Genomic DNA, 25,249 nt, shown 5'->3' on the forward strand with positions numbered 1-25,249 from the left:
TCGAAACGGTGACCGCGGCGATTAGGCCGGTCCCCCGCCGAACATCGCGTCGAACACCTTCCGCTGGCTCTTTCTGAGGTGCTGGTGGAACGTCGGCGGGGCGATATTCAGCGCGTCTGCCACGTCCTCCCCGGTGGCATCTCGGGGCCAACCGAAGAATCCAGCGTGGTAGGCCGTCTCCAGGGCGGTGTACTGCCGCTCGGTGAGGTCGGTTGTCAACAGATTCACCTCCGCGCTCTCGTCCTGGTCCGGAAGAGTCAGTTGCTGTCGTTTGAGCAGCGTCACGTCCGGTTCGGCGTCGGTGACCGCGTCGATGACCCGACCCACGTCCACGCTCGGCGGTAGGTGGACCGTGAACTGGTACTCGCCGTTCTCGACGACGGCACCCTCGATGGACCCGCCCATCGACGCGACCACCGAGAGTATCGGCGGCTTCGAGACGGACAGTTCGAACCGCGGTTCGTCGCCCTCGCCCCGGACGGTCACGTCCTCGTAGAACGGGAGTTCGTCGGCCATCGACCGGACGGTGTCGAGGCCCTCCGGCGTCGTGTGGCCGAAGATGAGGTACTCGTCGTCGCCCACCGGGACGGTGTGGTCGAGGTAGATGGACTCCTCGTCGGACTGTTCGAACTCGTACGCCGAGAGGAAGTTCGGTATCAGAAGTTCGAGTTCGACGACTTCGTCGCTCAACAGCGCCTGCTTTCGGTCCACGGCCGCGATTGCGTGACCGACTACCTCGCCGAGTTGACTGATGACGCGTCGCTCGCTGCGTTCGAAGGCCTCCGGCCGGTCGGAATAGACGTTCAACACCCCGTAGGTCGTGCTCTCGTGCGTAATCGGGACGGCCGCCGAGGACCGGAATCCGTACTCCGACGTGATGTCCCACCACGGTTCGTACTGCGGGTCCGCGTCGGCGTGCTGTATCGTCTGCGTCTCGCCGGTTCTGAGCGCGCGACCAGTCGGTCCCTCGCTCTTCTCGTCGTCCGGGTCGACGGAGATAGTGAGGTCGTCGAGGTAGCCCTCGACCCCCGATTCGGTCCGCAAGCGCACCGTCTCCGAGGCGCTGTCTACCTCGCCGGTCCACGCGAAGAGGTAGGAGTCTGTCGCGGCGAGGTGGTCGCAGACGGTCCGCTCTATCTCCTCGCGCGTCGATTTCTCGATAATCGCTTCGGTCGTCTCCCGAACGACTTCGTTGAGGCTGTTCAACGCGGTGAGTTGCTCGCGGCGGCGGGCGGACTTTCGCTCGTGTCGGTGCCGTCCAATCGCGGACGCGAGGATGTTCGCGACCGACTGGACGAAGTTCGCGTCGTACAGGGAGAACTCCTTCACCTCGGTATCGTGGGTTCCGAGAATCCCCCACGGGTTCTCTGTCGGGCCGATGGTCGTGCTGATACCGCTCCGAACGTCGTGGTCACGGAGCAGGTCGGGGCCGCTGAACCGCGTCTCCGTTTCGAGGTTCTCGACGACGACCGCCGCCTCCGTCGACAGCGTGTAGGAGGCCTGTGACTCGTTCTCTATGGCCGACACCGTCGCGGACCCGACCACGCCGTCGTTCCAGCCGACACCCGCCCGGAGGAAGAGTTCATCCGCCTGGGCGTCCAAATCGAGGACCTTACAGTAATCGTTGCCGAGCGTTTCGGCGACGATAGCGGACGCCTCGTCGAACAGCGCGTCGAGGTCCGAGGCTTCGAGCGCCCGTTGGCCGAACTCCGCGACCACCTCTTGTTGTTGTACCCTATCTCTGAGTTCGCGCTCTCGGCTGACCCGGTCACGCACGTCGCGGACGACGCCCACCTTGTGTGCGTGGCCACCAGTTCCCGACAGCGCACTGAACCGACTCTCCGCTCGAATCGTCGTCCCGTCCGCACATTGGATGTCGGCTTCGATGACTGCACTGCCCCCTTCGGACGCGAGTTCCCCCATCCGGTCTCGCGAATCGTTCGAAACGTCTTCCGAGACGACCAGCGAACAGTGGCTCCCGAGCAACTCCGCCCGGTCGTAGCCGGTCATCTCCACGTAGGCGTCGTTGACTTCGGTGAAGCAAAAGTCCTCGTCGAGGACGTACACGCCGTCCTCTATCGTCTCGACGATAGTCTCGTACAGTTCCAGTTCCCGCTCTCGCTCGACCCGTTCGGTCACGTCCCGCATGTAGACGACGACGCCCTCGACGGCCGGGTCGTCGAGGAGGTTCCGGCCCGCCGCTTCGACGATGACCCGGTCACCGTCGTGCCGTTCCAGGCGGAGTTGCACCTGCGGTTCGCGGGACGGGTCGTCGAGGAGACGGGTGAACTGTTCCCGTGCCGTCTCCCGGTCGTCGGGATGAACGACCGAAAGCATGGACTCACCGGTGAGGTCGTCGGGGTCATAGCCGAGGAGGCGCGCCGCGGTCGGAGTGACTTCGCTGAACCGACCGTCGGCGTCGACGACCATATTGGCGTCCTTGGACTCTCGGTACAGCGTCTCGTAGCGGGAGAGGTCGCGCTCTCGTTCCTTGCGCTCGGTGATGTCTCGGAAGTACATCGACAGCCCGCTTTCGGACGGATACAGGTTCACCTCGAACCACGTCTCTTCCTCCGGCGCGTACGTCTCGAAGGAGGCGGAGTCCTGCGTCTCGACGGCGCGCTTACAGGCCGTCTCGACCGCTGCGTCGAACACGTCGTCGAACGTCGCCCAGGCGTCTCGGCCGACGAGCGACTCCGGCGACCGGTCGAACACGGCCGCCGCGCGCTCGTTCGCGTGGACGAACCGCCCCTCGTCGACCGCGAGGAACGCGTCGTCGATACGAGTGAACACGTCTTCCAGTTCGCGCTGGAGTTCCGCTCGCTGGCGTTTGAGCCGTCGTTCCTTCAGTTTCCGTTCGGTCACGTCGCGACCGACGCCGGTCAGGCCGACGACGCGCCCGTCGCGGTCGGTTATCGGCGTGCCGCTGAACTCGTAGGGAATCGTCTCGCCGTCGCTCGTCGCGATGTCCGCCTCCACCGTCGTGCTCTCACCGGCGAAGACGCGGTCGATAGCCTCGGCGACCGCCGGAACGTCGCCGTCGGCGATGAACTCGGTCGGTCCCATCGTGGCGATCTCGGCGTCCGTGTAGCCCGTCACCGCCTGCAACTGGTCGTTCCATCGGAGGAACTGACCGCTCGTGTCGAACGCGTAAACCATGTCGCGCTGGGAGTTGAGGACGCTCTCGCTGAAGGAGACTTCCTCGCGCAGTCGGTCCTCGTAGCGCTGATAGTCGGTGTCGTCGCGGACGACCACCACGAACTCGCTCTCGTGGGTATCGGGTCCGACGCGTTCGACGGTGACCGTCGCCGGGAATCGGGTTCCGTCGGCGGTTCAGCCCTCGGCGTCCGCCGCGAGTGCGTCGTCGGCCGCGGCCGAGAGGTCGTCGACCACGTCCCGACCGCGCTCCGGGTAGTCGTACAGCGTCGAGAGCGGTTCGCCCGTGATTTCGTCGGCCCCGTAGCCGAACAGACGGGCGGCGCTGTCGGTCCACCGCTCGACAGCGCCCGCGTCGTCGACGTCGACCACCGCGTGCCGGTCGGTCGCACGGTCCAGCGCCTCGAACCGTCCCTCGACCGCGGCGAGTTCCCGCGTCGCGTCTCTCGCGTCGGTAATGTCGATGACGACGCCGAGGAGGCGGTCGTCCTCGCCATCCGGCCCCGAGACGACAGTGGTCCGCTCTCGAACCCACCGGTCGGCCCCGTCGGCGGTCCGAATACGATAGTCGGTGCGACCGCCGTCTCCCTCGGTTCGCACCGTCTGTACGTGGCGCTCCACGGAGTCCCGGTCCTCCGGGTGAACGATGTCGGCCGACCAACTGACCGCATCGGATTCGATAACCGCCGCGTCGTACCCCGTGAGCGCCGCGGCCTCGTCGTCGATAGCGCCGACCACCCACTCGCCGTCGTCCCGGTGGCGACAGACGGCACCGGGGAGGGTTTGCGCGAGGTCCGAGAACGTCCGGGCACGGTCACTGCTCGTGTCAGGCACGGTCGACGGCCGCCACCAGACTCGGCCGCCCGCGCCGACCTTCTTCGTCTCCAGTACGTCGTTGTCTGCGAGTCTGTCGAGACGCGCGTACGTGCTCCGGCGGCCGAGTTCGAGCGCATCCGCCACTTCGGGCGTCGTCCACGGTTCGCCCGAGCGTTCGAACACCGAGAGCGTCTCCCGGAGGGGGCCGGTCAACGAATCGAGTGTCATCGGAACCCTTACTCAGCAAACATATATCAACATTCCGCCGGTGGAGTCTCCGGGTTCAGGGTGGGAATTCGGGACGAGAAATCGTTTCGGTCGAAAGCGCGTAATTCCAACCACGTTACAGGACGCGAACCAACGACGGCGAAACGACCGCTACCTAATTGTTATTAGGTCAGCCTTAGGGGCGAGACGTGCTTCGTTACGAACACTCCGGGGCAGCGAATACCCCCTGAATCACCACCGATGTCACCGATAAACTTGGACGTCATCGAAGAATTTCCGATGACGAACGGACTGTCGCGAACTGAACAGTACTCGCTCCTGTCCTCGCCGGAGCGACGGGCGACGATGCACGCCCTCGCTGGCCGGACGAGTTCCCTGGCGCTGGCGGACCTCGCGGCGACCCTCGTCGAGGACGACAGATGGCCATCCGACGACGATGGTGACCGTCGAATCGCCGCGACACTCCATCACATCCACCTCCCCAAGATGGACGCCGTCGATATCATCGACTACGACGCCGACGCCAACGTCGTCGACCCGGTTCCCGAGGCCGCGAGGGCCACCGATAGCCCCCGATAGCGGGATTCGGCCGGATTTTCGTACAGTCACCCGTTCTCGGCGTTATCTGACGCCCGACCCACACTGGATGGGTCGAGTATAGTTCAGCTCTGACGACATTAATCTGAGGGATGATACTTCATATCTCCAAAGGCTTTTGTACCCATATTTTGCACACAGTTCTATGGATAGTAGGGCAACGAGTGAGACGGCGACGCTGTCTCGGCGGACGTTTCTCAGAGCGACTGGTGCGTCGGGGCTCGCCGGACTCGCCGGATGTGGTGGGGGGAGCGGCAGTGGCTCGGGGACATCGACAGCGGAACGCATCGGCAATTATCCCGTCTCAGGGGATACCGTCACGTTCGGATTCAACGTCGCCCAGTCGGGGCCGTTCTCGACGACGGGCGACGAGGGACTTCGCGGTCACGAACTCGCGGTCAAACACATCAACGAGGGTGGGGGATGGGTCAACAACAAGTTCTTTCCGCGACTGAGTGGCGAGGGCCTCCTCGGAAAGACGGTCGAAACGGTCGTCAGAGACACGCAGAGCGACCCCGAGACGGCGCGGGACTCCGCGGCGTCGATGATAGAGAACGACGACATCATCATGCTGTCGGGCGGGTCGACCAGCGACACCGGCCTCGCCCATCAGGAGTTGGCGGCCGAACACGAGGTCATCTACATGTCGACGATGACCCACATCGACTCGATGACCGGCCAGAAGTGCAACCGGTTCACGTTCCGGGAGATGTTCAACAGTTACATGACGGCGAAGGCGCTCACGCCCGTCCTCGTCGAGGAGTTCGGTTCGGACGTGAACTTCTTCCAGTTGTACTCCGAGGACCAATGGGGGTACGCACAGCGCTCACAGATGAAGGAGTTCCTGACCGACGCCGGGTGGCAACCGGTCGGGAGTCTGGGGGCCCAGTTGGGAACGCGGGACTTCACGCAGTACACGGCGGACATCGAGAACGCCGACGAAGACGTTCTCGTCCTGAACTTCCGGGGACTCGACGCGGCGAACGCCGTCCGCGCGGTCCGCGAGGCGTTCCCCGAGGAGAACGTCGTCATCCCGCTCTACACCCGGGCGGTCGCGCAGACGGCCGCGGGTGCAATCGAAGACGTTCTCGGGACCATCGCGTGGGACACGTCCATCGTGACGCCGCTGTCGGGCCAGTTCATGGACTCGTTCAGTAACGAGTACAAGGGCGGCACGAACTCCACGTCGTCGTGGATACCCTCCGGCCCGGCCCACGTCGCCTACACGCAGACGCTGCAGTACGCCCACGCCGTCGCTCGCGCCGAGACGTTCGACCCGAACGAGGTCATCTCGGCTCTGGAGGGGTGGGAGTACGGTGCGGGGATGGGCGCACAGACGATGCGGGCATGCGACCACCAGTCGATGCGTCCCGTCCCAATCGTCAGGGGACGGCCGCGCGAACAGCAGAGTCTCGGTCGGTACTACGACTTGGTCGAGACCACACGGGAGGCGACGTACCCGTGCACCGAGGGACCGGCGACCGACTGCTCGCTGGACGGTAACTAACTATGAGTGGACAGGACACACCTCTGGATGGGGAATCGAGCGGCGACGATGCGAGCGGCGGTCTCCTCGCGACGATTACGCCGGACCCGATTCGGCGTAACTTCGCGCTGAAGTTCGGTATCGTGCTGGTGGTGATGGCGCTGTCCGTCGGCGTCGTCGGCATCGCCGCCACGGAACAGGTCCGTACCTACACCGAGACACAGGTCACCGACGAGTACAGGGGCGTCGCCGCACAGGAGGGGGACATCATCGAGCAGTGGTTCGAACGCAACCGCCTGTCGGTGCAGTTCGTCTCCTCGAGTGACGGGTGGACCACCGACGATACCGAAGACCTGCGGGCGGAACTCCGCAATCGGGAAGCGGGGCTATCGGCCGACGTGTCGAGCGTCCACCTGGTCGAACGGCAGATAACCGGCACGAACGTCGTCGCGAGTACGTCGCTGAGTGCCGACACGAACGTCTCGACCGTCGGTCGGGGATGGACGGCCGACACGTCGTTCGACCGGGCGGGAGAGGTGACCCACTCCGGCGTCTACGAGACACAGACCGGTCCCGTCGTCGGGTTCATGAGTCCCGTCGACGCCTCCCAGAACCGGTATATCGTCATCGAGTACTCCGTCGACAGCATCACCGAGTCCCTGCAAGGCTCAGAGCGCGCAGAGGGTGGATTCACGCAGGTCGTGAACGGTTCGAACGTCGTCATGTTCGACGAGAGCGCCGAGGGCGGCGTCGGCGACGAGATGCTCCAGCAGTACGCGTCGGGCGGTGAAGCGACCCAGCCGATTTCGCAGGCCAACGACCTGCGCGGCGGCGACCAAGCGGCGGGCGTCATCGCCACCATGCCCGCGGGCGACGTGGTCGCCGAGCAGTACACCGTCGGCTTCTCGCCCATCGAGGGCACCGACTGGGTCGTGCTGGTCCACGCCCCGTATTCGGCGGTGTTCGGATTCGTCCAGAACGTCCAGTTGTACGGTATCGTCGGGACCGTCGTGATGGTCCTGCTCATCGGCGGCGTCGGCGCGGTACTCGGCTACAACACCGCGACAGCCATCGACCGCCTCACCCGAAAGACCGAGCAGATGCGCGAGGGTGACCTCGACGTGGACATCTCCTCGTCCCGCATCGACAACATCGGTCGCCTGTACGACGGGTTCGCCGACATGCGCGACGCGCTCAAACAGCAAATTAACGAGGCTCAGCGCGCACAGAAGGAGGCGGAAGTCTCCCGCGCCGAGGCGATGGAGGTCAACAAGTACCTCCAAACGAAGGCCGAGGAGTTCTCGGAAGTGATGGAGGCGACGGCCGCCGGGAACCTCACCAGGCGGATGGAGACGGACGGCGAGAATCAGGCCATGGACCGCATCGCGAGCGAGTTCAACGGCATGATAGACGAACTGGAGAAGACCATCGGCCAACTCGACAGTTTCGCCGACGAAGTGGCCGACTCCGGTGACGTGGTGCTGACCAGCGCCGAGTCCGTGCGCGACGCCTCCGAACAGGTCGCCGAGTCCGTCCAGAAGATTTCCGACGACGCCTACGACCAGAAAGAACGGCTCCAGACGCTCTCGGAGGACTTGGACGAACTCGTCGAGCAGTTACAGCGGTTCCAAGACGAGAACCCCGAAGTCGAGATGGCCGACTCGCTCGCGGCGTTCCAGACGACGGCGACGACGCTACAGGAGGCCGCGGATACCAGCGAGAACATGATGGCCGAATCCGAGACGGTCGCCGGGGCCGCCGAGGAACAGGCCGCAGAACTGAACGAAGTGTCGTCGCGCGCCGAACGACTCAAGCGCTACGCGCAACCGCTCGGCGACATCCTCGGCCGGTTCCAGACCGAGGCCGAACACGAGTTCGTCTTCTCGGGCGGCCCCTCGCAGGGCCTCGCGGAGAACGACGACAACTGACCGGCGAGAGGAGTTTTTCGATTCGCCGACTCAGGGCGATTCGTCCTCGCCGAGAATTTCGCGGGTCCGCGCGGCGGCGGTCAACACCGGGAACGTCCACTGTTGGTCGTCGTACAGGAGCGTACACAGGCTCACCCTGTTCTCCCCGGGCAGTGCCACCTGTCGGTCTAAGTGCCGTTGCCGGGTTTCGACGACGCCTTCGAGCGTCTCGGCGAACGTCGACTCGTACCAGTGTGGGATGGTGATGCCGTCGAGGCCGACGACGAGTTCCATCAGGGAGTCGCGCGCCGTCTCCAGCGACGACTCCTCGCGGTCGAGCGTCTCCAGAAACCGCTCCCGTTCGGTCGCCGCGTCTTTGGCTGCCGTGACGAGCGCCTGTTTGTACGGCGCAGTGAACTGCCCGCCGTTGGGGCGAAACCGTTCGGCGAGTGCCTCGCCGAGTTCCAACATCACGTTCTCGACCAGCGACTCGTCGTACACCGCCTCGTAGTGCGGGACGCTCATCACTGTCTCTCGGTACGCCTCGCGGACACGTTCGAGTTGTGAGCATCGGTCCTGCCGAGTCTGCAGGGTCTGTGACTGCGCCATCGGTAGCCACTGTGGTTCGGCGGCATCGACGTCGGCGACCCGCGACGCGAAGGCTTCGAAGGCGTCGGCTTCCGCGGCGACTTCAGACTGCTCTGCCTCGACGATATCGAGCGCCGTCGTGACGGGGCCGAGGACGTGCCGCCGAAAGGATTGGAGGTATCGGGTCCCAGAGACGTTGGTGTCAATCATTATCACGACTTCGTGCGACTATAACTAAAATGTTTGTTTCACCTATATCTTGCCGAGCGGTCGTTATCACTGTCCAAATCGGGTGATTGGATTCATTACATTGGATATCCAATTTTTGAGCATATACCTATTTCAGCACTATTCTATATTATTGCGCCTCACAAGTCGAAACACACTAAAACCAACTAATAATCATATTTCGCTCGATGAGAACACCGAAGTCACTGCGCCCCGTCGTTCACGTATGTCTCGGGGCGGCCCACTCGTCGTACTGCTGCTCGCCGCCGCCCTGCTACTCGCAGGGTGTGGGGAGCTATTGGGGACCGGCGGGTCCGCCGACGAACCGGCGGTGACGCCCGCACCCGTACCGGAGACGGCGGTGACCCCCACCCCCACCCCGACGCCGACACCGGAACCGAACGGTCGGTCGCTCGCGGGCGGCGCGTCACAGCGCGGACACTGGGTCGGGGTCGTGAGCGATGCGAACCGAACAGCATCCGCGCAGGGACGATACCTGTCGCTCCGGCCGACCTGCGACCGGCCGCCGGGCCTCGTCGTCCACATACAGGTGAACGCGCTCCAGAACGACGACCCGGTCACGCACGCTGGCGTCAACGCGACGTGGCGGTTCATGGCCCTTTCGTACCGATCCGCGTTCGGGTCGTACGAGGACTTCGTCGACGTAGTCACGTCAGAGTATCGCCCGCTCCTCTCCCCCGCGACGGTGACCTACGAACCGCTGGTCCGCGACGGCGCGTTCGCGTCTCAGCGAGTCAAAGTCACCGATGGGAACGAGACGAGCGTCTACACGTGGCGACTGGAACTCCAAATGATACAGACCATAGAACCCTACGGCGGGTGCTGGATGACGACGAGCATCACCGCGTCGTAATCGCAGGGGGGTCACGCCCCCTCGCCGTCGTCGAGCGCGCCCGACCGGTCGGTCTTGCCCGTCCGCGTCGTCGGCAACTCCTCCACGAACGCGATTCGCCGCGGGCGCTTGTGCGGCCCGAGGTGGTCAGCGACCGTCGACCGCAACGCCGCCGCGAGGTCGTCGGTGGCCGTCGCGTCCGCCGCGGGGACGACGAACGCGACGACTCGCTGCCCGCGCTCCGGGTCCGGTTCGCCCTCGACGCGGACGGCGGCGACGGCGGGATGGTCCGAGAGCACGCCCTCCACTTCGAGCGGGCTAACTCGATAGCCCGAGGTGATGATGACGCTGTCCTTCCGTCCGAGGTGCGTGAGTGTCCCGTCGTCGTCGAACCGGCCTAAGTCACCGGTCCGGAGGAACTCGTCCGACAGCACCGCATCGGTGGCCGCCGGGTCGCCGACGTACTCTCTCATCACGACTGGGTCCGGGCAAACGACCGCTATCTCGCCGGTTTCGCCCGTGGGCACCGCCGCGCCGTCGTCGTCGACGAGGACGATATCGTGCCCGGGATACGCCCGTCCGAGCGCCTCGTCGGTGCGATAGACGCCCGCCACCTCGCCGACCAGCGCGTTCGCCTCCGTCTGTCCGTACGATTCGCTGACCGTCACGCCGAGGGTGGCTTCCGCCCACGACGAGACCGCCGCCGGGAGCGGTTCGCCGCCGCACATCACCGCTTCGAGGTCGGGCACGGCCGTCGGCGCGGGGTCTGCCTCGTTGCGAATCGTCCGGAGCGCCGTCGGCGGCAGGAAGGCGTGCGTGACGCCCTGTGCCTCGGCGAGTGTCAGGGCTCGCTCGGCGTCGAATCCCCGTCGCCGAACCGAGGAGACGACGGTGCCGCCGACGGCGAGCGTCGGGAACACCACGTCGAACAGTGCCCCGGCCCACGCCCACTCCGACGGCGTCCACGCTCGCGCCCGACGGGCGGCCGCCTCGTCGAACAAGCCGAACCAGCAGTGATAGCCGGGCAGTGACCCCAGCAGGTACTGGTGACTCTGGAGGACGCCCTTCGGGTCGCTCGTCGACCCCGACGTGTACAGAATCATCGCCGGGTCCGACGGCGACGTGGCGACCATCGGCGGGTCAGCGGGGGCCTCGACGTTCTCCGTGTGGGCCGCAAGCCCTCCGAGCGCGTCGTTTCCACTGTCGACGGTGACGGAGAGGACCGTCGACGGGCCGGGGAGACCGTCCTCCGCGCTCTCCCACCGTACGGCGTCGACGATGAGCGCCGTCGCGTCGCTGTGGGCGAGCAGATGGGCGAACGAGTCGTCCCCGACGAGCATCGAGACGGGGACGACGACGCCGCCGAGGCGGAGGACGGCGAGGTGTGCGACCACCAGTTCCGGACACTGGGGGAGACAGACGGCGACCCGGTCGCCGCGGCCGACGCCCGATTCGGCGAGTCGTGCGGCGAGCGTCGCCGAGGCGCTGTCGAGGTCGCCGTACGTCAGCGTCCGGGTGCGGTCCGGTGCGTCGACCGCGCCTTCGGGGACGTGCGAGAGGGCGAGGCGGTCGGCCGGACCCGAGAGCGCGTGGTCGGCGAGGTTGTACGTCGCCGGAACCCGCCACGCGAACCCGTCTCGCAGGTCCTCGTAGCTATCCGGGTCGCTCGGCAGGTCGTAGCCGGTCCACGTCATCGGTCGCCAAGCACCGTCGAGAGGGCTTCGGCGACGTAGTACTGCGTCCAGACCAGTTCCGTGTCGACGGCGTACTCGCCGGGCCGGTTGAAACACCCCTGTTCGACCCGCCCGTACGAGGGGTCCTGCGCGTCCGTGACGAGGTAGTTCCCTATCAACGAGTCCAGTATCTCCCACCCGATGTCTCGGAGGTCGGTGACGGCCGGACGGTCCGGGAGCAGGGTCAGCAGGCCGTAGGCGGTAATGGCCGCGGCGCTCGTGTCCCGCGGTTCCGAGGCCGCGTCCGGAACCTCGAAGTCCCAGTGTGGGACCCTGTCGGTCGGCGCGTGTTCTCGGTAGTACGCCACCGACCGTTCGAGGGCTTCTCGATACCGGTCTGCGTCCGTCGCTCGATAGGCCGCCGCGAGTCCCGCGATGTTCCACGCCTGTCCGCGCGCCCAACAGGTGTCCGCCCCGTGGGCCAGTTCGTTGTACTGTCGCTCCAGCGCGCCCCTCTCGTCGAAGACGGCGTGATGCCACGTCCGGCCGTCCCCCCGGAGGTACCAGTCGAGGTGGCGGTCCGCGTGGGAGACGGCCACGTCCCGAAACCGGGGGTTCTGCGTCTCCTCGTAGGCACGCCACAGCACCGGGACGGCGGTGTAGAGGTTGTCGACGGCCCCGAGGCGTTCGCCCGGTGGGCCGTGGTCGGAGTCGGGACCCCGGAACTGCTCCGGACCCTTGATCGCCAGTTTGCCGAGCGGAATCTGTCGGGCGCGTTCGTCGAACGCGTCGGCCATCGCGTCCGCGCCTTCGAGTCCGATACCGAACAGCGTCCGGTCGCCACAGGCATCGTAGGCGCGGAATCCGGCGTAGAGAAAGTTCATCCCGCAGAACATCGAGTCGCGCGGCATGTACTCGTACATCGCGTCGGTGTGTTCTCGGGCGGCTTGCTCGAACCGGTCGCGCGTCTGCTCGTCGTCCGCGTGGCTCGCGGCGGTCCAGAGCAGTCCGATCCAGTGGCCGCCGCACCAGTTGCCGTTCGCCGTCGTCTCCCACGCATCGCCCTCCCGGTCGTACACGTACGGAAACCTGTCTCCCGTCTCGTCGAGCGTCGTCTCGACCCGCGTGAGCACCGCGTCAAGCGCGGCTCGGTACGGGCCGCCAGCATTTGACATACCTTCTCTTACCGGTCGCGAATATTGAAGTTGTGGGCCGGTCAGTCGACCGTTCCGCCCACGATTCCCTCGTCGGCGAGACGCGTCCGCTCGTCGGCGTCGTATCCGAGTTCCGCGAGGACTTCGCCCGTGTGTTGGCCGGGAAGCGGCGGCGGCGACCGGGTCTCGGCGGGCGTCTCGGACATTTCGACCGGGTGCCCGACAGTCTCGAAGGTTCCGTCCGTGGGGTGGTCGAGTTCGACCAGAATCTCGTTGTGCTCGACCTGCGGGTCCGCCGCAAGGTCCGCGAAGTCGTTGACCTCGGCCGCCCACACGTCCGCCTCAAGCAGCGTCGCCAGCAACTCGTCGCTCTCCTGTTCGCGAGTGTACGCTTCGAGCGTCCGCTTTATCTCGTCGCGGTGTTCGTACGTCTCGGCGGCCGTCTCGTAGTCTGCGAGCGCGGGGAGGTCGAGCGTTTCAGCGAGGGCCGCCATCGGAGCCATCGCGATTGCCACGTAGCCGTCCGCCGTCTCGTAGATGCCGTACGGACCGCCGAGCCACGCCTGCGCGACGCCTTCCTCGCTGCGCTCGAACTCCGTGTCCATGTTCAGCGCGGCGGTAATCTCCTGACACTGGAAATCGATGGCGGCGTTCAGGAGGTTCACCTCGACGCGTTGGCCCTCGCCGGTTCGTTCCTTGTGGAACAGCGCGAACATCGTGTGCAGGGCGATGAGCATCGCCGCGTGTTCGTCGACGACGGCGGTTCCGGCGGGCGTCGGCGGGTCGTCCTTCCGCCCGGTGTAGTTCGCCAGTCCGCTCATCGACTGCAAGAGGAGGTCCTGTCCGGGCCGCTCGGCGTAAGGGCCGTCGCGGCCGAATCCCGAGGCCGAGACGTAGACGACGTCGGGGTTCACCTCGGTCACGTCGTCGTAGCCGATGCCGAACTTCTCCATCACACCGGGTCGGAAGTTCTCCACCACCACGTCCGCATCGCTCGCGATGTCGAGGGCGAGTTCGCGGCCCTCGTCGGATTTGAGGTCGAGCGTGACCGACCGCTTGTTGCGGTTCATGGCGAGGAAGAAGGGGCTGACGCCGTCCAGCAGTTCGCCGCCCGCCTCCAAATCTCGCTCCCACTCCCCGCCGAGTCGCTCTATCTTGATTACGTCGGCCCCCATGTCACCGAGTTTCTGGGTGGCCCACGGCCCCTGCATCATCTGCGTGAAATCGGCGATTTTCACGCCGTCGAGTGCCCGCTCCATATCCGTTACACGTCGTGGCTCGGGCATAAACGTTGGTTTCGACGGTACACTTAATGTCGACTCCGCTGTCGGTTCGGACATGCCAACGCTTCGATTGGTCGGGCGGCCGTTCGAGGGGTTCGAGAACGCGCTCCAGCGACAGATGGACTCGTTCGCCGCGTCTGTCGACGCCGACGTTACCTTCGAACGCGACCATCGCCCGCTTCCCGAGATTCACGAGGAGTTGCTCGATACCGGCGACATCGCCGACGGCCGGTACGACCTGTTCCTCTGCCTGAGCGACTGGCTGCCGATGGCCGCCGACGCGGGCTACCTCGAACCGCTGGACGACCGGATGGCGGCAGACCCGCCCGAAGACTGGCCCGAAGGCTGGGCCGAGAGCCTGCGCGGCCTGATGGCCTACGACGGCACGACCTACGGCGTCCCGTACCACGACGGCCCGGAGATATTCCACTACCGCGAGGACTGCTTCGAGAGCGTCGACGAGCAACGGGCGTTCCGCGAGGCGTACGGTCGCCCCCTCTCTGTGCCGCGGACGTGGGACGAGTTTCTGGAGGTAGCGTCGTTCTTCACGCGACCCGACGAGGACATGTGGGGGACCGTCGTCGCCGCGAAACCGGACGGCCACAACGACGTGTACGACTTCGCCATCCACCTGTGGAGTCGCGGCGGACAGTTGCTCGACGACGAGGGCACCCCGGCTTTCGACAGCCCCGAAGGTCGAGAGGCGCTCCAGTACTACCACGACCTGATTCACGAACACGAGGTGGCGCCGCCGGAATCCGTCGAGATGGAGAGCGTCGAGACGGGGCAGTTCTACGCCGACGGGAAGGCCGCGATGATGTGGAACTGGTCGGGTTTTGGCGCGATGGCCGAGGACCCCGACTCGGCGGCGTTCGGCCGGACGAACTACGGCCTCATCCCGCGGGCGGACGCCGCCGCGGGCGAGCACACCTCGCTGACGGTGTGTTACGGCCTGACCGTCCCCGCCGGGGCCGAGCATCCGGACCTCGCCTACGACTTCATCCGCCACGCCGCCTCGCCGGAGAACGACCGCATCACGACACAAGAGGGAGCGTCGGGGACGCGGTTCTCGACGTGGCGCGACCCCGAAATCCTGCGGTCGAACACGTTCTACTCGATATTGGAAGAGGTGAACACCGGCCCGGTGAACACGCTCCCACGCATCCCCGAGTACACGGAGTTGAACGAGATTCTGAACGAGATGGTCGAGGCCGTCGTCGTCGACCGGTCGATGTCGGTCGAGGACGGCCTCGCCGAGGCCGACGAGCGAGCGCGAGCGTTGCTGGAGTGAGCGGTCGGGGCGGTCGTCGACCGTCCGCAGAGCGTGCGACCGAGTAACACTTATCGCCGTCCGCCGGGTTTCCTCCACTATGAGCGAGACAACGGCCAGCGATAGCGACGCCGAGACGGTCGATTTCGACGGGCTCCCGATGCGTATCGGCCTCGGTCAGTTCATGGACCCAACGCCGGAGAAACTCCGCTTCTGCAAGCAGTTGGGCGTCGACGACATCCTCCTGAACATGTATCGGTACTCGCCGGACTACCCGCACATGCCCGACAACGAGCGGATTCCGTTAGAGGGCGACGAGGAGTGGTCGTACGAGAACCTCGTCGAACTGCGCGAACGCGTCGAGTCGGCGGGCCTCCGCCTGAACGCCATCGAGAACATCCCCATCTCCTTTTACGACAAAATCATGCTCGGTCGGGAGGGGAGGGAGAGGCAGATGGAACACGTCAAGACGACCATCAGGAACATCGGCCGGGCGGGCATCCCGATGTTCGGCTACCACTGGATGCCCGGCGGCGTCTGGCGCAACACCGACGTGACAGTTCGAGGCGGCGCGGGCGCGTCCGGGTTCGACCTCGATGCCGTCCCAGACGACTTCACCCACGGCCGGGAGTACACCGAGGAAGAACTGTGGGACAACTACGAGTACTTCCTCTCGGAACTGCTCCCCGTCGCCGAGGAGGCGGGCGTGCAGATGTGTCTGCACCCCAACGACCCGCCCGTGCGGTCGCTCGGCGGCGTTCCACAACTGTTCCGCAACTTCGAGAACTTCAAGCGGGCTATGGAACTGGTGCCGAGCGAGAACCACGGACTGGAGTTCTGTCTGGGCTGTTGGTCCGAGATGGGCGAGGATTTGCCCGAGGTCATCCGCTACTTCGGCGAGCGCGACAAACTGTTCTACGTCCACTTCCGCGACGTGGACGGGACGGTCCCGCGGTTCAACGAGACGTTCGTCGACCAGGGGAACTACGACGCCTACGAGATTCTGTCGCTGCTGGACGAGGTGGGATTCTCGGGCCTCGTCATCCCGGACCACGTCCCCCACGTCGAGGGCGACACCGACTGGGAACACCGCGGGCGCGCCCACGCCGTCGGCTACCTGAACGGGATGCTGAACGCGATTCGCCACGAGCGCGGGCGCTGACTCGACGCACCGGGACCTACCCTTAAGTCGGTCGCCCCTGATTTCTGACTATGGCGGCAGAGCGACACACAGACCGGACAGTGATAGTGACCGGCGCGGCAAGCGGTATCGGCCGCGGCATCGCGAACCGATTCGGCGAGGAGGGCGCGAACGTCGTCGTCGCCGACGTGCGACGCGAACCGAAACAGGGCGAGAAGTACGACACCGACGTGACGACGCCGACGGACGAACTCGTCAGCGAGGAGACGGCGGGCGACGGAACGTTCGTCGAGACGGACGTGGGCGACCCCGACAGCGTCGAGGCGATGGTCGAGGCGGCCGTCGACACCTACGGCGGCGTCGACGTGTTGGTGAACAACGCGGGCATCCAAATCGTCGGGGACTCACAGACCACGAGCGTCGAGGAGTGGCAGCGGTCCATCGACATCGACCTGAGCGGCGTCTTCTACTGCGTGAAGTTCGCCGTCCCGCACCTCGTCGAGAGCGAGGGCCAAATCGTCAACATCGGGTCGGTGCGCGGGTTCGAGGGCGGCGGCGGCCCGCCATACGCCGCGGCGAAGGGCGGCGTCGTCAACATGACGCGGGACCTGGCGATGGAACTGGGCGATGAGAACGTCCGCGTCAACTGCATCAACCCGGGCTACGTCGAGACGCCGCTACAAGACATCGTCACCGAGGAAGACATGGCGAAATCGCGCGAACAGACGCTGCTCCCGCGGTTCGGCAAGCCCGAGGACGTGGGCGACGCCGCCGTCTTCCTCGCGAGCGACGAAGCGGGATTCATCACCGGCGCGAACCTCCCCGTCGACGGGGGATGGTTGGCCCACAGCGGTCTCTGAACCAACCGCTCAAAACACGCCGTACTCGTCGTAGGCGTCGAGCGGGGCCCGTCCGGCACGCACAGCGTCCCGGACCTCGTTTTCCGTCTCGGCGAGTTCTTCTGCGGCTTCCAGAACCGAGACGCGGATTGCTTCCGGAACGACGACGACGCCGTCCTCGTCGCCGAGGACGATGTCACCGGCCGACACTTCGACGCCGCCGACGACGGCGTCCGTTCCCCACTCCAGAATCTCCCAGCGGGGCACGGCGTCGGCGGGCGTGCGGTAGCGGGCGAAGACCGGGAACTCCTCGTCGAGGATGTAGGATACGTCCCGAACGCCGCCGTCTAACACCGCGCCGCGCGCGCCCTGTTCCTGCAGCGAGACGACCGACAGTTCCCCGAGGTGGGCCGCCCTGTCGTCGTTCGTCTGGTACGTGAGGACGGCGTGTTCCGGGGCGTCGCCGAGCATTTGGAGGATGTTGCGCATGTTCTCCTCGGGGTCGACGCTTCGGTTCGGGCGGCCGACGACGGGGTAGGCGACGCCCGCCGCGGTCATCCCGTCCCGTAGCGGCGCGATGTCGGGCGAGAGCGTCTGGTCTTCCAACCCCTCGTCGTCCAGTACGTCGACGACCGCACCGGGGTACAACTGCTCGTAGCGCTCACACAGGTCGCCGACTGACGGGTCGCTCATACCGGATACGGGCGCGGCGGTCACAAGAATCTATCTGCGAGGAACCCCCAACAATTATTCTGGTCGGAACCGCAGAGTGGGTATGCAATTCGACTGGATGGTCCAGTGTTACGCAGGTGCGGGTGTCCACCGGGACACGCCGATGCTCGAAACCGTCGAGCGAGAGACGATTATGGGCGGCGTCGACGCCGCCGTCGACGTGGGCCTCGAAGGGTTGTGGGCACCGGACCACTTCATGCTCGGGCCGAAGGCCGAGGAGTACGAGGTGTGGACGCTCCTGTCGGCGCTCGCGGAACGCACCGACGACGTGGACATCGGCCCGCTCGTGGGGTCTATCACCTACCGCAATCCCGCGCTGCTGGCGAAGATGGCGACGACGGTGGACATCCTCTCAGAGGGCCGCCTCCGCCTCGGTCTGGGGGCGGGGTGGCACGAGGAGGAGCACCACGCCTACGGCTTCGACTTCCCCGACATCGGGACCCGAATCGAGATGCTCGAAGAAAGCGTGCAGGTGGCGAAAGCGATGTTCACCGAGGACCATCCGACGTTCGAGGGAGACCACTTCGCCATCGACGACGCGCTGAACAACCCGAAACCGGTCAGCGACCCGCACCCGCCCATCGTCATCGGCGGCGCGGGACCGAAGATGCTCAGGCTCATCGCCCGCCACGCCGACGAGTGGAACGTCGAGATAAGCGCCCGAGCGCGGGGCAAACCCATCGACTTCAAAGTCCGGAAGTTCGACGAGTACCTCGAAAACGAGGGCCGCGACCCCGACGACGTGGAGCGGTCGTGGCTCGCACACGTCCTCGTCAGAGAGGACGAGGAAGCCGTCGAGGCGGCCGTCGACGACATCTTCCCGCTCCCGTGGGGCGAGGAGTCGGACATGGACGAGACGCTCGACGACGCCGAGGACGCCCGCGAGAAGGGGAGTATGCTCATCGGGACGCCCTCGCAGGTGGCGACCCAGATAGAGCGGATTCGGGACCTCGGCTTCGGAAAGCTCCAGTTGATGTTTCTGGACTTCCCCGACACGACGGGGATGGAACTGTTCGGCGACGAGGTCATGCCGGAGTTCCAGTAGCGGCCCCGACGGTTATGTGACACAGCGGCGAATCGGGTGCATGGCCTGCACCCTCACCGACGAGTACACCCGGCGCGGCATCGACGCCCTGTTTCTGGAGAACGACCACCTCCGCGTGGAGATACTGCCCGGGAAGGGCGGCGACGTGACGGAGATACGCGACAAGCGGACGGACGTGAACGTGCTGTTCGAGGCCCCCCACGAGTGGCGCGCTCCGGCGAGTGGGACGGTGGGCGCACCCGACGGCGCGTTCTCGTTTCTGGACCACTATCCCGGCGGGTGGCAGAGCGTGCTCCCCGGCGCGGGCGGGCCGTCGTCGGCCCACGGCGCACCGCTGGCGCTCCACGGCGAGTCGAGTCTGGTCCCGTTCGAGACGACGGTGCTGACTGACACGCCCGACGAAGTCGGTGTCAGGCTTTCGGCCTCGCTCACACGCTACCCGTTCGACATCGAACGGGACGTGACGCTCGCGGCGGGCGAGTCGGCCGTCGAGGTGAGCGAGCGGGTGACGAACACCGGCGCGGTCGAAGTCGATTACTCGTGGCTCCAGCACATCGCGCTCGGCGAACCCCTGGTGGCCCCGGAGGCACGGCTCTCGGTCCCCTGCGAGACGGTCCACGTCGACCCGGACCAGACGGCCGACACCGCCCGCCTCCCGCCCGGAGAGACGTTCGAGTGGCCAGTCTGTGAGACTGACGACGGCCCCGTCGACCTGCGTGAATTCCCGGCCGCGGGCGAACGGGTCCACGACCTCGTCGCGTTGGCGGACTTCTCCGAGGGCCGGTACACCCTCTCGAACCCCGACCTCGAGTTGGGCGTCACCGTCGAGTATCCCGATTCGTTCTACGAGTACCTCTGGTACTGGCAACCGCTCGGCGGGTTCGAGGCGGCACCGTTCTTCGGCCGGAACTACAACGTCGGCCTCGAACCCTGCACGTCGATTCCGAACTCGGGTGTCGCCGACGCCGTCGAGAACGGGACGGCCGAGTCACTCGGTCCGGGAGAGACGCAGTCGTCGACAGTCCGGTTAGCGACGCACACCGTCAAATAACGGTATGTGGCTTTATACCCTCCGTCGGCGTAGATTCGGCGATGACAGCTCCGTCGAAAGACACCGACCGGTACTTCGAGGACATCGACGAAGGCGAGACGTACAGCGTCGAGGCCGCCCGCACGATAACCGAAGCGGACGTGGTCAACTTCGCTGGCCTCTCCGGTGATTTTCACCCGCTCCACATGAGCGTCGAGCGCAGCGAGGAATCCGACTTCGGCGAGCGCATCGCCCACGGGAACCTCGTCTTCTCCGTGGCCGAAGCGCTGATAGCCGACATGAACCCACGCTCCTTTTCGTACGGCTACGATTCCCTGCGGTTCGTCAAGCCCGTCGGTATCGGGACGACGCTCAGCGTCCACCGAGAAGTCGTCGAGACGGAGGAGTACAACGATTCCCTCGGCCGCGTCGTCTACCGGTACGAAGTGACCGACCAAGCAGAGACGACGCTGCTCGTCTGCGAACACATCACGCTGGTCGAGCGACGAGAGGGCGACGAATAGGGTTTCCCGGGCCTCAGTCGCGCGGCCGGACGTAGGTCACGGGGCAGGGCGAGTTGATGAGGACGGTCTGTGCGGTACTCCCGAACACGGCCTTGCCGACGGGCGACCGAGAGCCACCGGAGATGATGACGCGGTCGGCGTCCGTCTTCTCGGCCGCTTTCACGATGCCGCCGCTGATGTTGCCGACGACGCCGCGAATCTCGTGTTCCACACCGTTCTCGTCGAACAGGCCTTCCAGATACCGGACCGACTGATGCCGTTCGAGAATCTCGTCTAAGTCCTCCTCCGTGGCGCTCGGGTAGTCGAGTTCTTCCGCGACTTCCTCGAACTCCTCGGGGGTGAAGACGTGCGTGAGGACTACCGTCGCGCCGGTGGGCTTGGCCACTTGCAGGGCGACCCGGGCGAGTTCGTCCAGTCTGTCGTCGTCCTGTGGCCCGATTGCGAGCAGGATTGTGTCGAGTGACGTGTCCATACCCGGCTTTCGACGGCATCCGAAAAAATAGCTCCGGTCACTGCGGTCGTAACGGACCGGTACTCGTAGCGGTCCGACGCTCGCTGCGAGTGCCTACTCCTCGGGTTCGAACCGCCAGATGCAGTCCATGAACGGGATTCCCGACTCCGGGTCGGCGTCTGCGTCGACGCCCTCTTTCTTGAACTGGCCCGTGTACCGCTCCCACTCGGCCACCTCCTCGTCGCCGTCGACGGCCGCCAAGTACGCGTCGAGGTCCGCACATTCGAGGATGCAGACGGCGATGTCGTCGCGGAGGTACAGTTCGAACTCCTCGACGCCGCCGCGGTCCATCGCGTCGGTAACGGCTTCGGGCACGTCGTCGTGTGCGTCGACGTACGCCTCGCGCTGGTCCGGGTCGATTCGCTGGACGTAGACGGCCCGCTCTGTGTCGTCTGCCATAGAGGCCGAGACTCCCGCGGGGCAAATGAGTGTTACGCCGACGGGCCTGCCGACTCCGGGAGTATTAGTAGCGTGGCGACTGGAGGAGATGCATGGTCGCACCAGCACTCATTCTCCCCCCGAAACCCGACGAGCGGTGGCAACTCGCCAAACAGATGGGCGTCGAGAAGACGGTCATTCACCCGATAGAAATCGGCGACGGGCGGACACAGTGGACCTACGACGACCTGCAAGGACTGGACAACTGGCTCACGGACGCGGGGCTGGAGTTCTCGGTCCTCGAAGGCTCCGTCCCCATTTCGGACCGCGTTCGCGTCGGGGCCGAGGGCCGCGACGAGGACATCGAAGTGTTCAAACAGTTCCTCAGGAACTGCGGTGAAATCGGCATCCCGGTCGTCTGCTACGACTGGATGGCCGGCGTCCGGTGGGCGCGGACGGCCGCGCACGTCGAGTCGCGCGGTGGCTCTTACGTCACGGAGTTCGACATCGAGAAGACCCAGGGCGGCCCGCAATCGTTCGCCGACGTGACCCACGAGGACGTGTGGGAAGCGCTCGAATACTTCTTGCAGGAAGTGACCCCCGTCGCCGAGGAGGCGGGCGTGAAACTCGGCCTGCACCCCGACGACCCGCCCCGCGAATCGCTCCGCGGGACCCCCCGAATCGTCACCAGCGTCGAGGCATACGACCGCGTGCTCGACGCCTACGACAGCGAGTACAACGGCGTCACGTTCTGTCAGGGGAACTTCGCGGCGATGGGCGCGGACATCCCCGCGGCCATCGAGCGCTTCGGCGACCGTATCAACTTCGTCCACTTCCGCGACATCGAGGGCGACGCCGACCGCTTCGTCGAGACGTGGCACGACGACGGCCCGACGGACATGCTCGCGGCGATGCGCGCCTACGAAGACCACGTCGGCGACGACGTGCCGATGCGACCCGACCACGTCCCGACGATGGCGGGCGAAGACAACTCTAACCCAGGGTACCACACGAAGGGGCGACTGTTCGCAATCGGCTACATGCGAGGCCTGCGCGAGCAGGCACTGGCCGACGAGTAACGACCGGCTGCCAAAATCGGATTTTTCGACGGCTTACAGCGAGGGACCGACGCGGTTTATCGCGAACTTCGTGAGGCCGTGGCGCTCCGTGGCCGTTTCGCCACCGTCGGCGACACGGTGCAGTTCGTCGAGGACAGTCTCCGCCGACGCCGAGCGTGCGTCCACGTCGATGTCGTCGGCGAGTAACTCCGCCGTCCCTTCGTCACCCGTCACTTTGAGAACCGGCACGACCGGGTGTCCCGTCGGGATTCCCTCGGCCGTGACGTGGACGATGACCGACGCGCCAGCGGCGGCGAGGGCCGTCGCGGCTTCCTCGAAGCGCGAGGGCGAATCGACGACGGCGAGGCCGCTGTCGATAGTGAGTCGTTCGCCGTAGGTGACGAACTCGTCGACCGACGCGTCGCCCCACGACCCGACGACGGCGTCGAACGGACTGTCGGCGGCGCGGCGGACGAGTCCGCGGACGTTCCCCGGTCGGTCGGCGCTTCGCTCGGCGGCCGCGCGGATGTCGTCTGCGACGGCCTCGCTGGCGGCCCGGTCGGCGGCGGCGTCGGCGTGCGGTGCCAGTCGCTCGCTCCCGGCGACGGCGACGCGAGCGCCGGCGTCGAGTAGCGCGTCGACCGTCTCGCCGACGAGGGGGTCGGCGGTGTCTCGGGTCGAGTCGTCGAGGTCGGAACTCACGACGCCGATTGTGAGGTCGCCGAGCGACGCGTCGGTGGCGTCGACGGTCGCCGCGTCGGCGGCGAGTTCGTTCGTCGCTTCGATGCCCTCCTCGGTACACGGGTCAGAGCCACCGGCGTCCTGAATCGACGTTTCGCGGACCGGGACCCCGTGGTCTTCGATACGCGCCGCGAACGGCGCGCTCTGGAGGTGTTCACAGCCGAGTCCGACGACCGTCGCGCCCGCCACGTTCGGGTTCTGTGCGAGGTTCAACAGCGTCCGCTCGGTCTGTTCGTGGTCGGCGCCGATTTGCGCACAGCCGTGGTCGTGCGGCGCGCTCACGGCGTTGTCGGCGGCGTCGGCGATTCGCTCTGCGACGATGTGCGAACAGATGACCGACGGGGCGACGAGGACGCGGTTTCGGACGCCGACGCCACCGTCGGGGCGGCGATAGCCCGTCAGCCGTCGCTCTCGGGGGTCGGTCTCGTGCTCGGACCGCGTCTCGTTCGTCTCTGCTGTCGACATTCAGTTCGCCTCCGCCTGGGCGGCGATGTCGCCGCGGCCGCGCTTGCTCTCCATGTTGTGCGTGTGGACCCACTCGCCGGGTGCGACCGTCTCGGTCGCCTGTCCGATGACTTCGCCGTACTTGAGGACGTCGTCCCCGGGTTCGAGCGGAACGAGCGCAATCTTGTGTCCGAACTGCACGTCGTCGGGGAGTTCGACGGTGGTTCCCTCGTACGGGAGCGTCGCCCCCGCCTCCGCGTCGACGATGGCGGTGACGACGTTGTCGTCGGCGGCCATGTGCAACCCGAGGTCACCGAGCACTTTGCCCTTCATACGCCACCTCGCAGTTTCTCCAGTTCGTTCGGCTGGAGTTCGTTGATGGCGAACTCTTCGAGTCGCCGTTGCTCCGCGGCGGTTCGCTCGCCACTCGCGACCGACAGGAGTTTCTCGTAGATGCGGTCACCGACGGATTCGAGCGATTCGCCCTCAATGACGGTGCTCGCATCCACGTCCATGTTGTTCGCGAGGCGCTCGGCCGTCTTCGGATTCCCAGTCACCTTGATGACCGGTGCCAGCGGGTTCCCCGTAGTCGACCCGCGGCCGGTCGTAAAGGCGATTACCTGCGCGCCGCCGGCGACTTTGCCGACGACGCTCTCCACGTCGTACCCCGGCGTGTCCATCAGGACCAGGCCGCCGCCGACGGGGAGTTCCTCGGCGTAGTCGACGATGCCTCGGACCGGCGTCGTCCCGCCCTTGGATATCGCACCGAGGCTCTTTTCCTCGATAGTGGTCAGGCCGCCCTCCTGGTTGCCGGGACTCGGTTGCGCGCCCCGCAGGTCGACGCCCATCAGTTCGGCCGTCGCCTCTCGGAGGTCGACGCGGTCCAGCAGTCGCTCGCGGACCTCCTCGTCGACACAGCGGTCGGCGAGGATGTGTTCGGCCCCGATGAACTCCGGCGTCTCGGAGAAGGTGGCGGTGCCGCCGTCCTCGACCAGTCGGTCACAGGCCGCCCCGACCCCCGGATTCGAGGCGATACCGCTGGTCGCGTCGGACCCGCCACACTCGACGCCGAAGCGGAGTTCGCTGGCGTCGCACTCGACGCGACTGCGGTCCGAAATCTCGTCCCAGAGGTCGCTGGCGAGGGCGGCCCCGGCGTCGACTGTCGCCACCGTCCCGCCCTCCTCGCGGAGCGTGAGCGTTTCGACCGTCCGCTCGGCGTCGGCAATCCCCTCGGCGATGTCGGCCGCGGCGATTCGTTCCGTCCCCAGACCGACGACGAGTGCCGCCCCGACGTTCGGGTTCGTGCCCACGCCGACGAGCGTGCGCTCTATCTGTTCTCTCGCCGCTGCTGGCGGGTCGCTCCCCATCTGGTGTGGCGTCGACCGGACGTTTTCGCCCGTCTGCGCGGCGATTTCGTCAGCAATCGGCGACGTGGCGACCGACGTCGGTATCACGGCGACGTAGTTCCGGACACCGGGCGGTCCATCTGCCCGTGGATAGCCCTCGAAAGTTGGCATGGCTAAACTTCACCACTCCCGGACTAAAACGTTTCCGTGGTGCCGATTTG

The 25,249-nt window shown here is 66.0% G+C and carries 23 protein-coding genes; 11 read left to right on the plus strand and 12 right to left on the minus strand.

Features of this window, described 5'->3' with window-relative positions; translation table 11 throughout:
* Nucleotides 1-21: 21 nt before the first annotated feature.
* Together NJQ44_RS10505 and NJQ44_RS10510 are read right to left on the minus strand one after the other, a co-directional pair.
* Nucleotides 22-3,255, minus strand: coding sequence for a PAS domain S-box protein (locus NJQ44_RS10505; protein WP_254271301.1), 3,234 nt, complete (start codon nt 3,253-3,255; stop codon nt 22-24).
* A gap of 78 nt (nt 3,256-3,333) precedes the next feature.
* Entirely contained in the window at nt 3,334-4,200 is an 867-nt protein-coding gene (locus tag NJQ44_RS10510; protein WP_254271302.1) for a PAS domain-containing protein, read from the minus strand.
* A gap of 279 nt (nt 4,201-4,479) precedes the next feature.
* On the opposite strand from NJQ44_RS10510, the gene NJQ44_RS10515 reads away from it, so the two are divergent.
* From NJQ44_RS10515 to NJQ44_RS10525, 3 genes are all read left to right on the plus strand, one after another.
* Nucleotides 4,480-4,779, plus strand: a complete 300-nt coding sequence (locus NJQ44_RS10515) for a DUF7344 domain-containing protein (protein WP_254271303.1) — start codon at nt 4,480-4,482, stop codon at nt 4,777-4,779.
* Between the two features lie 163 nt (nt 4,780-4,942).
* Nucleotides 4,943-6,304 (plus strand): ABC transporter substrate-binding protein, encoded by a 1,362-nt coding sequence (locus NJQ44_RS10520; protein WP_254271304.1) that lies wholly within the window; start codon nt 4,943-4,945, stop codon nt 6,302-6,304.
* A 2-nt stretch (nt 6,305-6,306) separates the two neighbouring features.
* A complete protein-coding gene (locus NJQ44_RS10525; RefSeq protein ID WP_254271305.1) occupies nt 6,307-8,211 on the plus strand; it encodes a PDC sensor domain-containing protein in 1,905 nt (634 codons plus the stop codon).
* Nucleotides 8,212-8,241: 30 nt separating this feature from the next.
* On the opposite strand, the gene NJQ44_RS10530 is transcribed toward NJQ44_RS10525, so the two are convergent.
* Entirely contained in the window at nt 8,242-8,988 is a 747-nt protein-coding gene (locus NJQ44_RS10530; protein WP_254271306.1) for a DUF7260 family protein, read from the minus strand.
* Between the two features lie 244 nt (nt 8,989-9,232).
* On the opposite strand from NJQ44_RS10530, the gene NJQ44_RS10535 reads away from it, so the two are divergent.
* A complete protein-coding gene (locus NJQ44_RS10535) occupies nt 9,233-9,880 on the plus strand; it encodes a DUF4864 domain-containing protein (RefSeq protein WP_254271307.1) in 648 nt (215 codons plus the stop codon).
* Between the two features lie 11 nt (nt 9,881-9,891).
* Here the strand turns inward: NJQ44_RS10535 and NJQ44_RS10540 are convergent, their stop codons facing one another.
* From NJQ44_RS10540 to NJQ44_RS10550, 3 genes are read right to left on the minus strand one after another with little or no spacing between them, the layout of a single operon-like run.
* Nucleotides 9,892-11,553 (minus strand): acetate--CoA ligase, encoded by a 1,662-nt coding sequence (locus NJQ44_RS10540; RefSeq protein ID WP_254271308.1) that lies wholly within the window; start codon nt 11,551-11,553, stop codon nt 9,892-9,894.
* A complete protein-coding gene (locus NJQ44_RS10545) occupies nt 11,550-12,707 on the minus strand; it encodes a glycoside hydrolase family 88 protein (protein ID WP_254271309.1) in 1,158 nt (385 codons plus the stop codon). The genes NJQ44_RS10540 and NJQ44_RS10545 overlap by 4 nt, the downstream gene beginning before the upstream one ends.
* Nucleotides 12,708-12,748: 41 nt before the next feature.
* Nucleotides 12,749-13,945 carry a CaiB/BaiF CoA transferase family protein gene (locus NJQ44_RS10550; protein WP_254271310.1) on the minus strand — a complete coding sequence of 399 codons (1,197 nt, stop codon included), beginning with the start codon at nt 13,943-13,945 and terminating at the stop codon, nt 12,749-12,751.
* 79 nt (nt 13,946-14,024) lie between these two features.
* Between NJQ44_RS10550 and NJQ44_RS10555 the strand changes: the two genes are divergently transcribed.
* The 3 genes from NJQ44_RS10555 (at nt 14,025) to NJQ44_RS10565 (ending at nt 17,240) form a co-directional block, all read left to right on the plus strand.
* Nucleotides 14,025-15,260: an ABC transporter substrate-binding protein gene (locus tag NJQ44_RS10555; RefSeq protein WP_254271311.1), complete on the plus strand. Its 1,236-nt coding sequence runs from the start codon at nt 14,025-14,027 to the stop codon at nt 15,258-15,260.
* Nucleotides 15,261-15,339: 79 nt separating this feature from the next.
* Nucleotides 15,340-16,401 carry a mannonate dehydratase gene (locus NJQ44_RS10560; protein ID WP_254271312.1) on the plus strand — a complete coding sequence of 354 codons (1,062 nt, stop codon included), beginning with the start codon at nt 15,340-15,342 and terminating at the stop codon, nt 16,399-16,401.
* Nucleotides 16,402-16,451: 50 nt separating this feature from the next.
* On the plus strand, nt 16,452-17,240 hold the full coding sequence (locus NJQ44_RS10565; protein ID WP_254271313.1) for an SDR family NAD(P)-dependent oxidoreductase: 789 nt from the start codon (nt 16,452-16,454) through the stop codon (nt 17,238-17,240).
* A 9-nt stretch (nt 17,241-17,249) separates the two neighbouring features.
* Here NJQ44_RS10565 and NJQ44_RS10570 read toward each other — a convergent pair whose 3' ends face one another.
* Nucleotides 17,250-17,912 carry an RraA family protein gene (locus NJQ44_RS10570; protein WP_254271314.1) on the minus strand — a complete coding sequence of 221 codons (663 nt, stop codon included), beginning with the start codon at nt 17,910-17,912 and terminating at the stop codon, nt 17,250-17,252.
* A gap of 82 nt (nt 17,913-17,994) precedes the next feature.
* Here NJQ44_RS10570 and NJQ44_RS10575 point away from each other — a divergent pair, with 82 nt between their 5' ends.
* The 3 genes from NJQ44_RS10575 to NJQ44_RS10585 are packed head-to-tail and all read left to right on the plus strand — an operon-like array spanning nt 17,995 to nt 20,550.
* A complete protein-coding gene (locus tag NJQ44_RS10575) occupies nt 17,995-18,996 on the plus strand; it encodes an LLM class flavin-dependent oxidoreductase (protein ID WP_254271315.1) in 1,002 nt (333 codons plus the stop codon).
* Nucleotides 18,997-19,036: 40 nt separating this feature from the next.
* Entirely contained in the window at nt 19,037-20,047 is a 1,011-nt protein-coding gene (locus tag NJQ44_RS10580) for an aldose 1-epimerase (protein WP_254271316.1), read from the plus strand.
* A gap of 41 nt (nt 20,048-20,088) precedes the next feature.
* Nucleotides 20,089-20,550: a MaoC family dehydratase gene (locus NJQ44_RS10585; protein ID WP_254271317.1), complete on the plus strand. Its 462-nt coding sequence runs from the start codon at nt 20,089-20,091 to the stop codon at nt 20,548-20,550.
* Nucleotides 20,551-20,563: 13 nt separating this feature from the next.
* On the opposite strand, the gene NJQ44_RS10590 is transcribed toward NJQ44_RS10585, so the two are convergent.
* Both NJQ44_RS10590 and NJQ44_RS10595 read right to left on the minus strand, forming a co-directional pair.
* Entirely contained in the window at nt 20,564-21,022 is a 459-nt protein-coding gene (locus NJQ44_RS10590; RefSeq protein ID WP_254271318.1) for a universal stress protein, read from the minus strand.
* A 93-nt stretch (nt 21,023-21,115) separates the two neighbouring features.
* Nucleotides 21,116-21,460 carry an L-rhamnose mutarotase gene (locus tag NJQ44_RS10595; protein WP_254271319.1) on the minus strand — a complete coding sequence of 115 codons (345 nt, stop codon included), beginning with the start codon at nt 21,458-21,460 and terminating at the stop codon, nt 21,116-21,118.
* A gap of 92 nt (nt 21,461-21,552) precedes the next feature.
* Here NJQ44_RS10595 and NJQ44_RS10600 point away from each other — a divergent pair, with 92 nt between their 5' ends.
* Entirely contained in the window at nt 21,553-22,518 is a 966-nt protein-coding gene (locus tag NJQ44_RS10600) for a mannonate dehydratase (RefSeq protein ID WP_254271320.1), read from the plus strand.
* 33 nt (nt 22,519-22,551) lie between these two features.
* On the opposite strand, the gene NJQ44_RS10605 is transcribed toward NJQ44_RS10600, so the two are convergent.
* Genes NJQ44_RS10605 through NJQ44_RS10615 form a run of 3 tightly spaced genes read right to left on the minus strand, consistent with a single transcriptional unit; the run spans nt 22,552 to nt 25,199 of the window.
* Entirely contained in the window at nt 22,552-23,703 is a 1,152-nt protein-coding gene (locus NJQ44_RS10605) for a UxaA family hydrolase (protein WP_254271321.1), read from the minus strand.
* Nucleotides 23,704-24,015, minus strand: a complete 312-nt coding sequence (locus NJQ44_RS10610) for a UxaA family hydrolase (protein ID WP_254271322.1) — start codon at nt 24,013-24,015, stop codon at nt 23,704-23,706.
* Nucleotides 24,012-25,199, minus strand: a complete 1,188-nt coding sequence (locus NJQ44_RS10615) for a UxaA family hydrolase (RefSeq protein WP_254271323.1) — start codon at nt 25,197-25,199, stop codon at nt 24,012-24,014. The genes NJQ44_RS10610 and NJQ44_RS10615 overlap by 4 nt, the downstream gene beginning before the upstream one ends.
* Between the last annotated feature and the right edge of the window lie 50 nt (nt 25,200-25,249).

The organism is Haloarcula marina (assembly GCF_024218775.1).
Lineage (GTDB): Archaea > Halobacteriota > Halobacteria > Halobacteriales > Haloarculaceae > Haloarcula > Haloarcula marina.

What these genes read in the sequence shown, in the direction of transcription:
- NJQ44_RS10510 (WP_254271302.1), bottom strand. Translation starts at nt 4,200, where the DNA reads ATGACACTCGATTCGTTGACCGGCCCCCTCCGGGAGACGCTCTCGGTG.
- NJQ44_RS10515 (WP_254271303.1), top strand. Translation starts at nt 4,480, where the DNA reads ATGACGAACGGACTGTCGCGAACTGAACAGTACTCGCTCCTGTCCTCG.
- NJQ44_RS10520 (WP_254271304.1), top strand. Translation starts at nt 4,943, where the DNA reads ATGGATAGTAGGGCAACGAGTGAGACGGCGACGCTGTCTCGGCGGACG.
- NJQ44_RS10525 (WP_254271305.1), top strand. Translation starts at nt 6,307, where the DNA reads ATGAGTGGACAGGACACACCTCTGGATGGGGAATCGAGCGGCGACGAT.
- NJQ44_RS10530 (WP_254271306.1), bottom strand. Translation starts at nt 8,988, where the DNA reads ATGATTGACACCAACGTCTCTGGGACCCGATACCTCCAATCCTTTCGG.
- NJQ44_RS10535 (WP_254271307.1), top strand. Translation starts at nt 9,233, where the DNA reads ATGTCTCGGGGCGGCCCACTCGTCGTACTGCTGCTCGCCGCCGCCCTG.
- NJQ44_RS10540 (WP_254271308.1), bottom strand. Translation starts at nt 11,553, where the DNA reads ATGACGTGGACCGGCTACGACCTGCCGAGCGACCCGGATAGCTACGAG.
- NJQ44_RS10545 (WP_254271309.1), bottom strand. Translation starts at nt 12,707, where the DNA reads ATGTCAAATGCTGGCGGCCCGTACCGAGCCGCGCTTGACGCGGTGCTC.
- NJQ44_RS10550 (WP_254271310.1), bottom strand. Translation starts at nt 13,945, where the DNA reads ATGGAGCGGGCACTCGACGGCGTGAAAATCGCCGATTTCACGCAGATG.
- NJQ44_RS10555 (WP_254271311.1), top strand. Translation starts at nt 14,025, where the DNA reads ATGCCAACGCTTCGATTGGTCGGGCGGCCGTTCGAGGGGTTCGAGAAC.
- NJQ44_RS10560 (WP_254271312.1), top strand. Translation starts at nt 15,340, where the DNA reads ATGAGCGAGACAACGGCCAGCGATAGCGACGCCGAGACGGTCGATTTC.
- NJQ44_RS10565 (WP_254271313.1), top strand. Translation starts at nt 16,452, where the DNA reads ATGGCGGCAGAGCGACACACAGACCGGACAGTGATAGTGACCGGCGCG.
- NJQ44_RS10570 (WP_254271314.1), bottom strand. Translation starts at nt 17,912, where the DNA reads ATGAGCGACCCGTCAGTCGGCGACCTGTGTGAGCGCTACGAGCAGTTG.
- NJQ44_RS10575 (WP_254271315.1), top strand. Translation starts at nt 17,995, where the DNA reads ATGCAATTCGACTGGATGGTCCAGTGTTACGCAGGTGCGGGTGTCCAC.
- NJQ44_RS10580 (WP_254271316.1), top strand. Translation starts at nt 19,037, where the DNA reads ATGGCCTGCACCCTCACCGACGAGTACACCCGGCGCGGCATCGACGCC.
- NJQ44_RS10585 (WP_254271317.1), top strand. Translation starts at nt 20,089, where the DNA reads ATGACAGCTCCGTCGAAAGACACCGACCGGTACTTCGAGGACATCGAC.
- NJQ44_RS10590 (WP_254271318.1), bottom strand. Translation starts at nt 21,022, where the DNA reads ATGGACACGTCACTCGACACAATCCTGCTCGCAATCGGGCCACAGGAC.
- NJQ44_RS10595 (WP_254271319.1), bottom strand. Translation starts at nt 21,460, where the DNA reads ATGGCAGACGACACAGAGCGGGCCGTCTACGTCCAGCGAATCGACCCG.
- NJQ44_RS10600 (WP_254271320.1), top strand. Translation starts at nt 21,553, where the DNA reads ATGGTCGCACCAGCACTCATTCTCCCCCCGAAACCCGACGAGCGGTGG.
- NJQ44_RS10605 (WP_254271321.1), bottom strand. Translation starts at nt 23,703, where the DNA reads ATGTCGACAGCAGAGACGAACGAGACGCGGTCCGAGCACGAGACCGAC.
- NJQ44_RS10610 (WP_254271322.1), bottom strand. Translation starts at nt 24,015, where the DNA reads ATGAAGGGCAAAGTGCTCGGTGACCTCGGGTTGCACATGGCCGCCGAC.
- NJQ44_RS10615 (WP_254271323.1), bottom strand. Translation starts at nt 25,199, where the DNA reads ATGCCAACTTTCGAGGGCTATCCACGGGCAGATGGACCGCCCGGTGTC.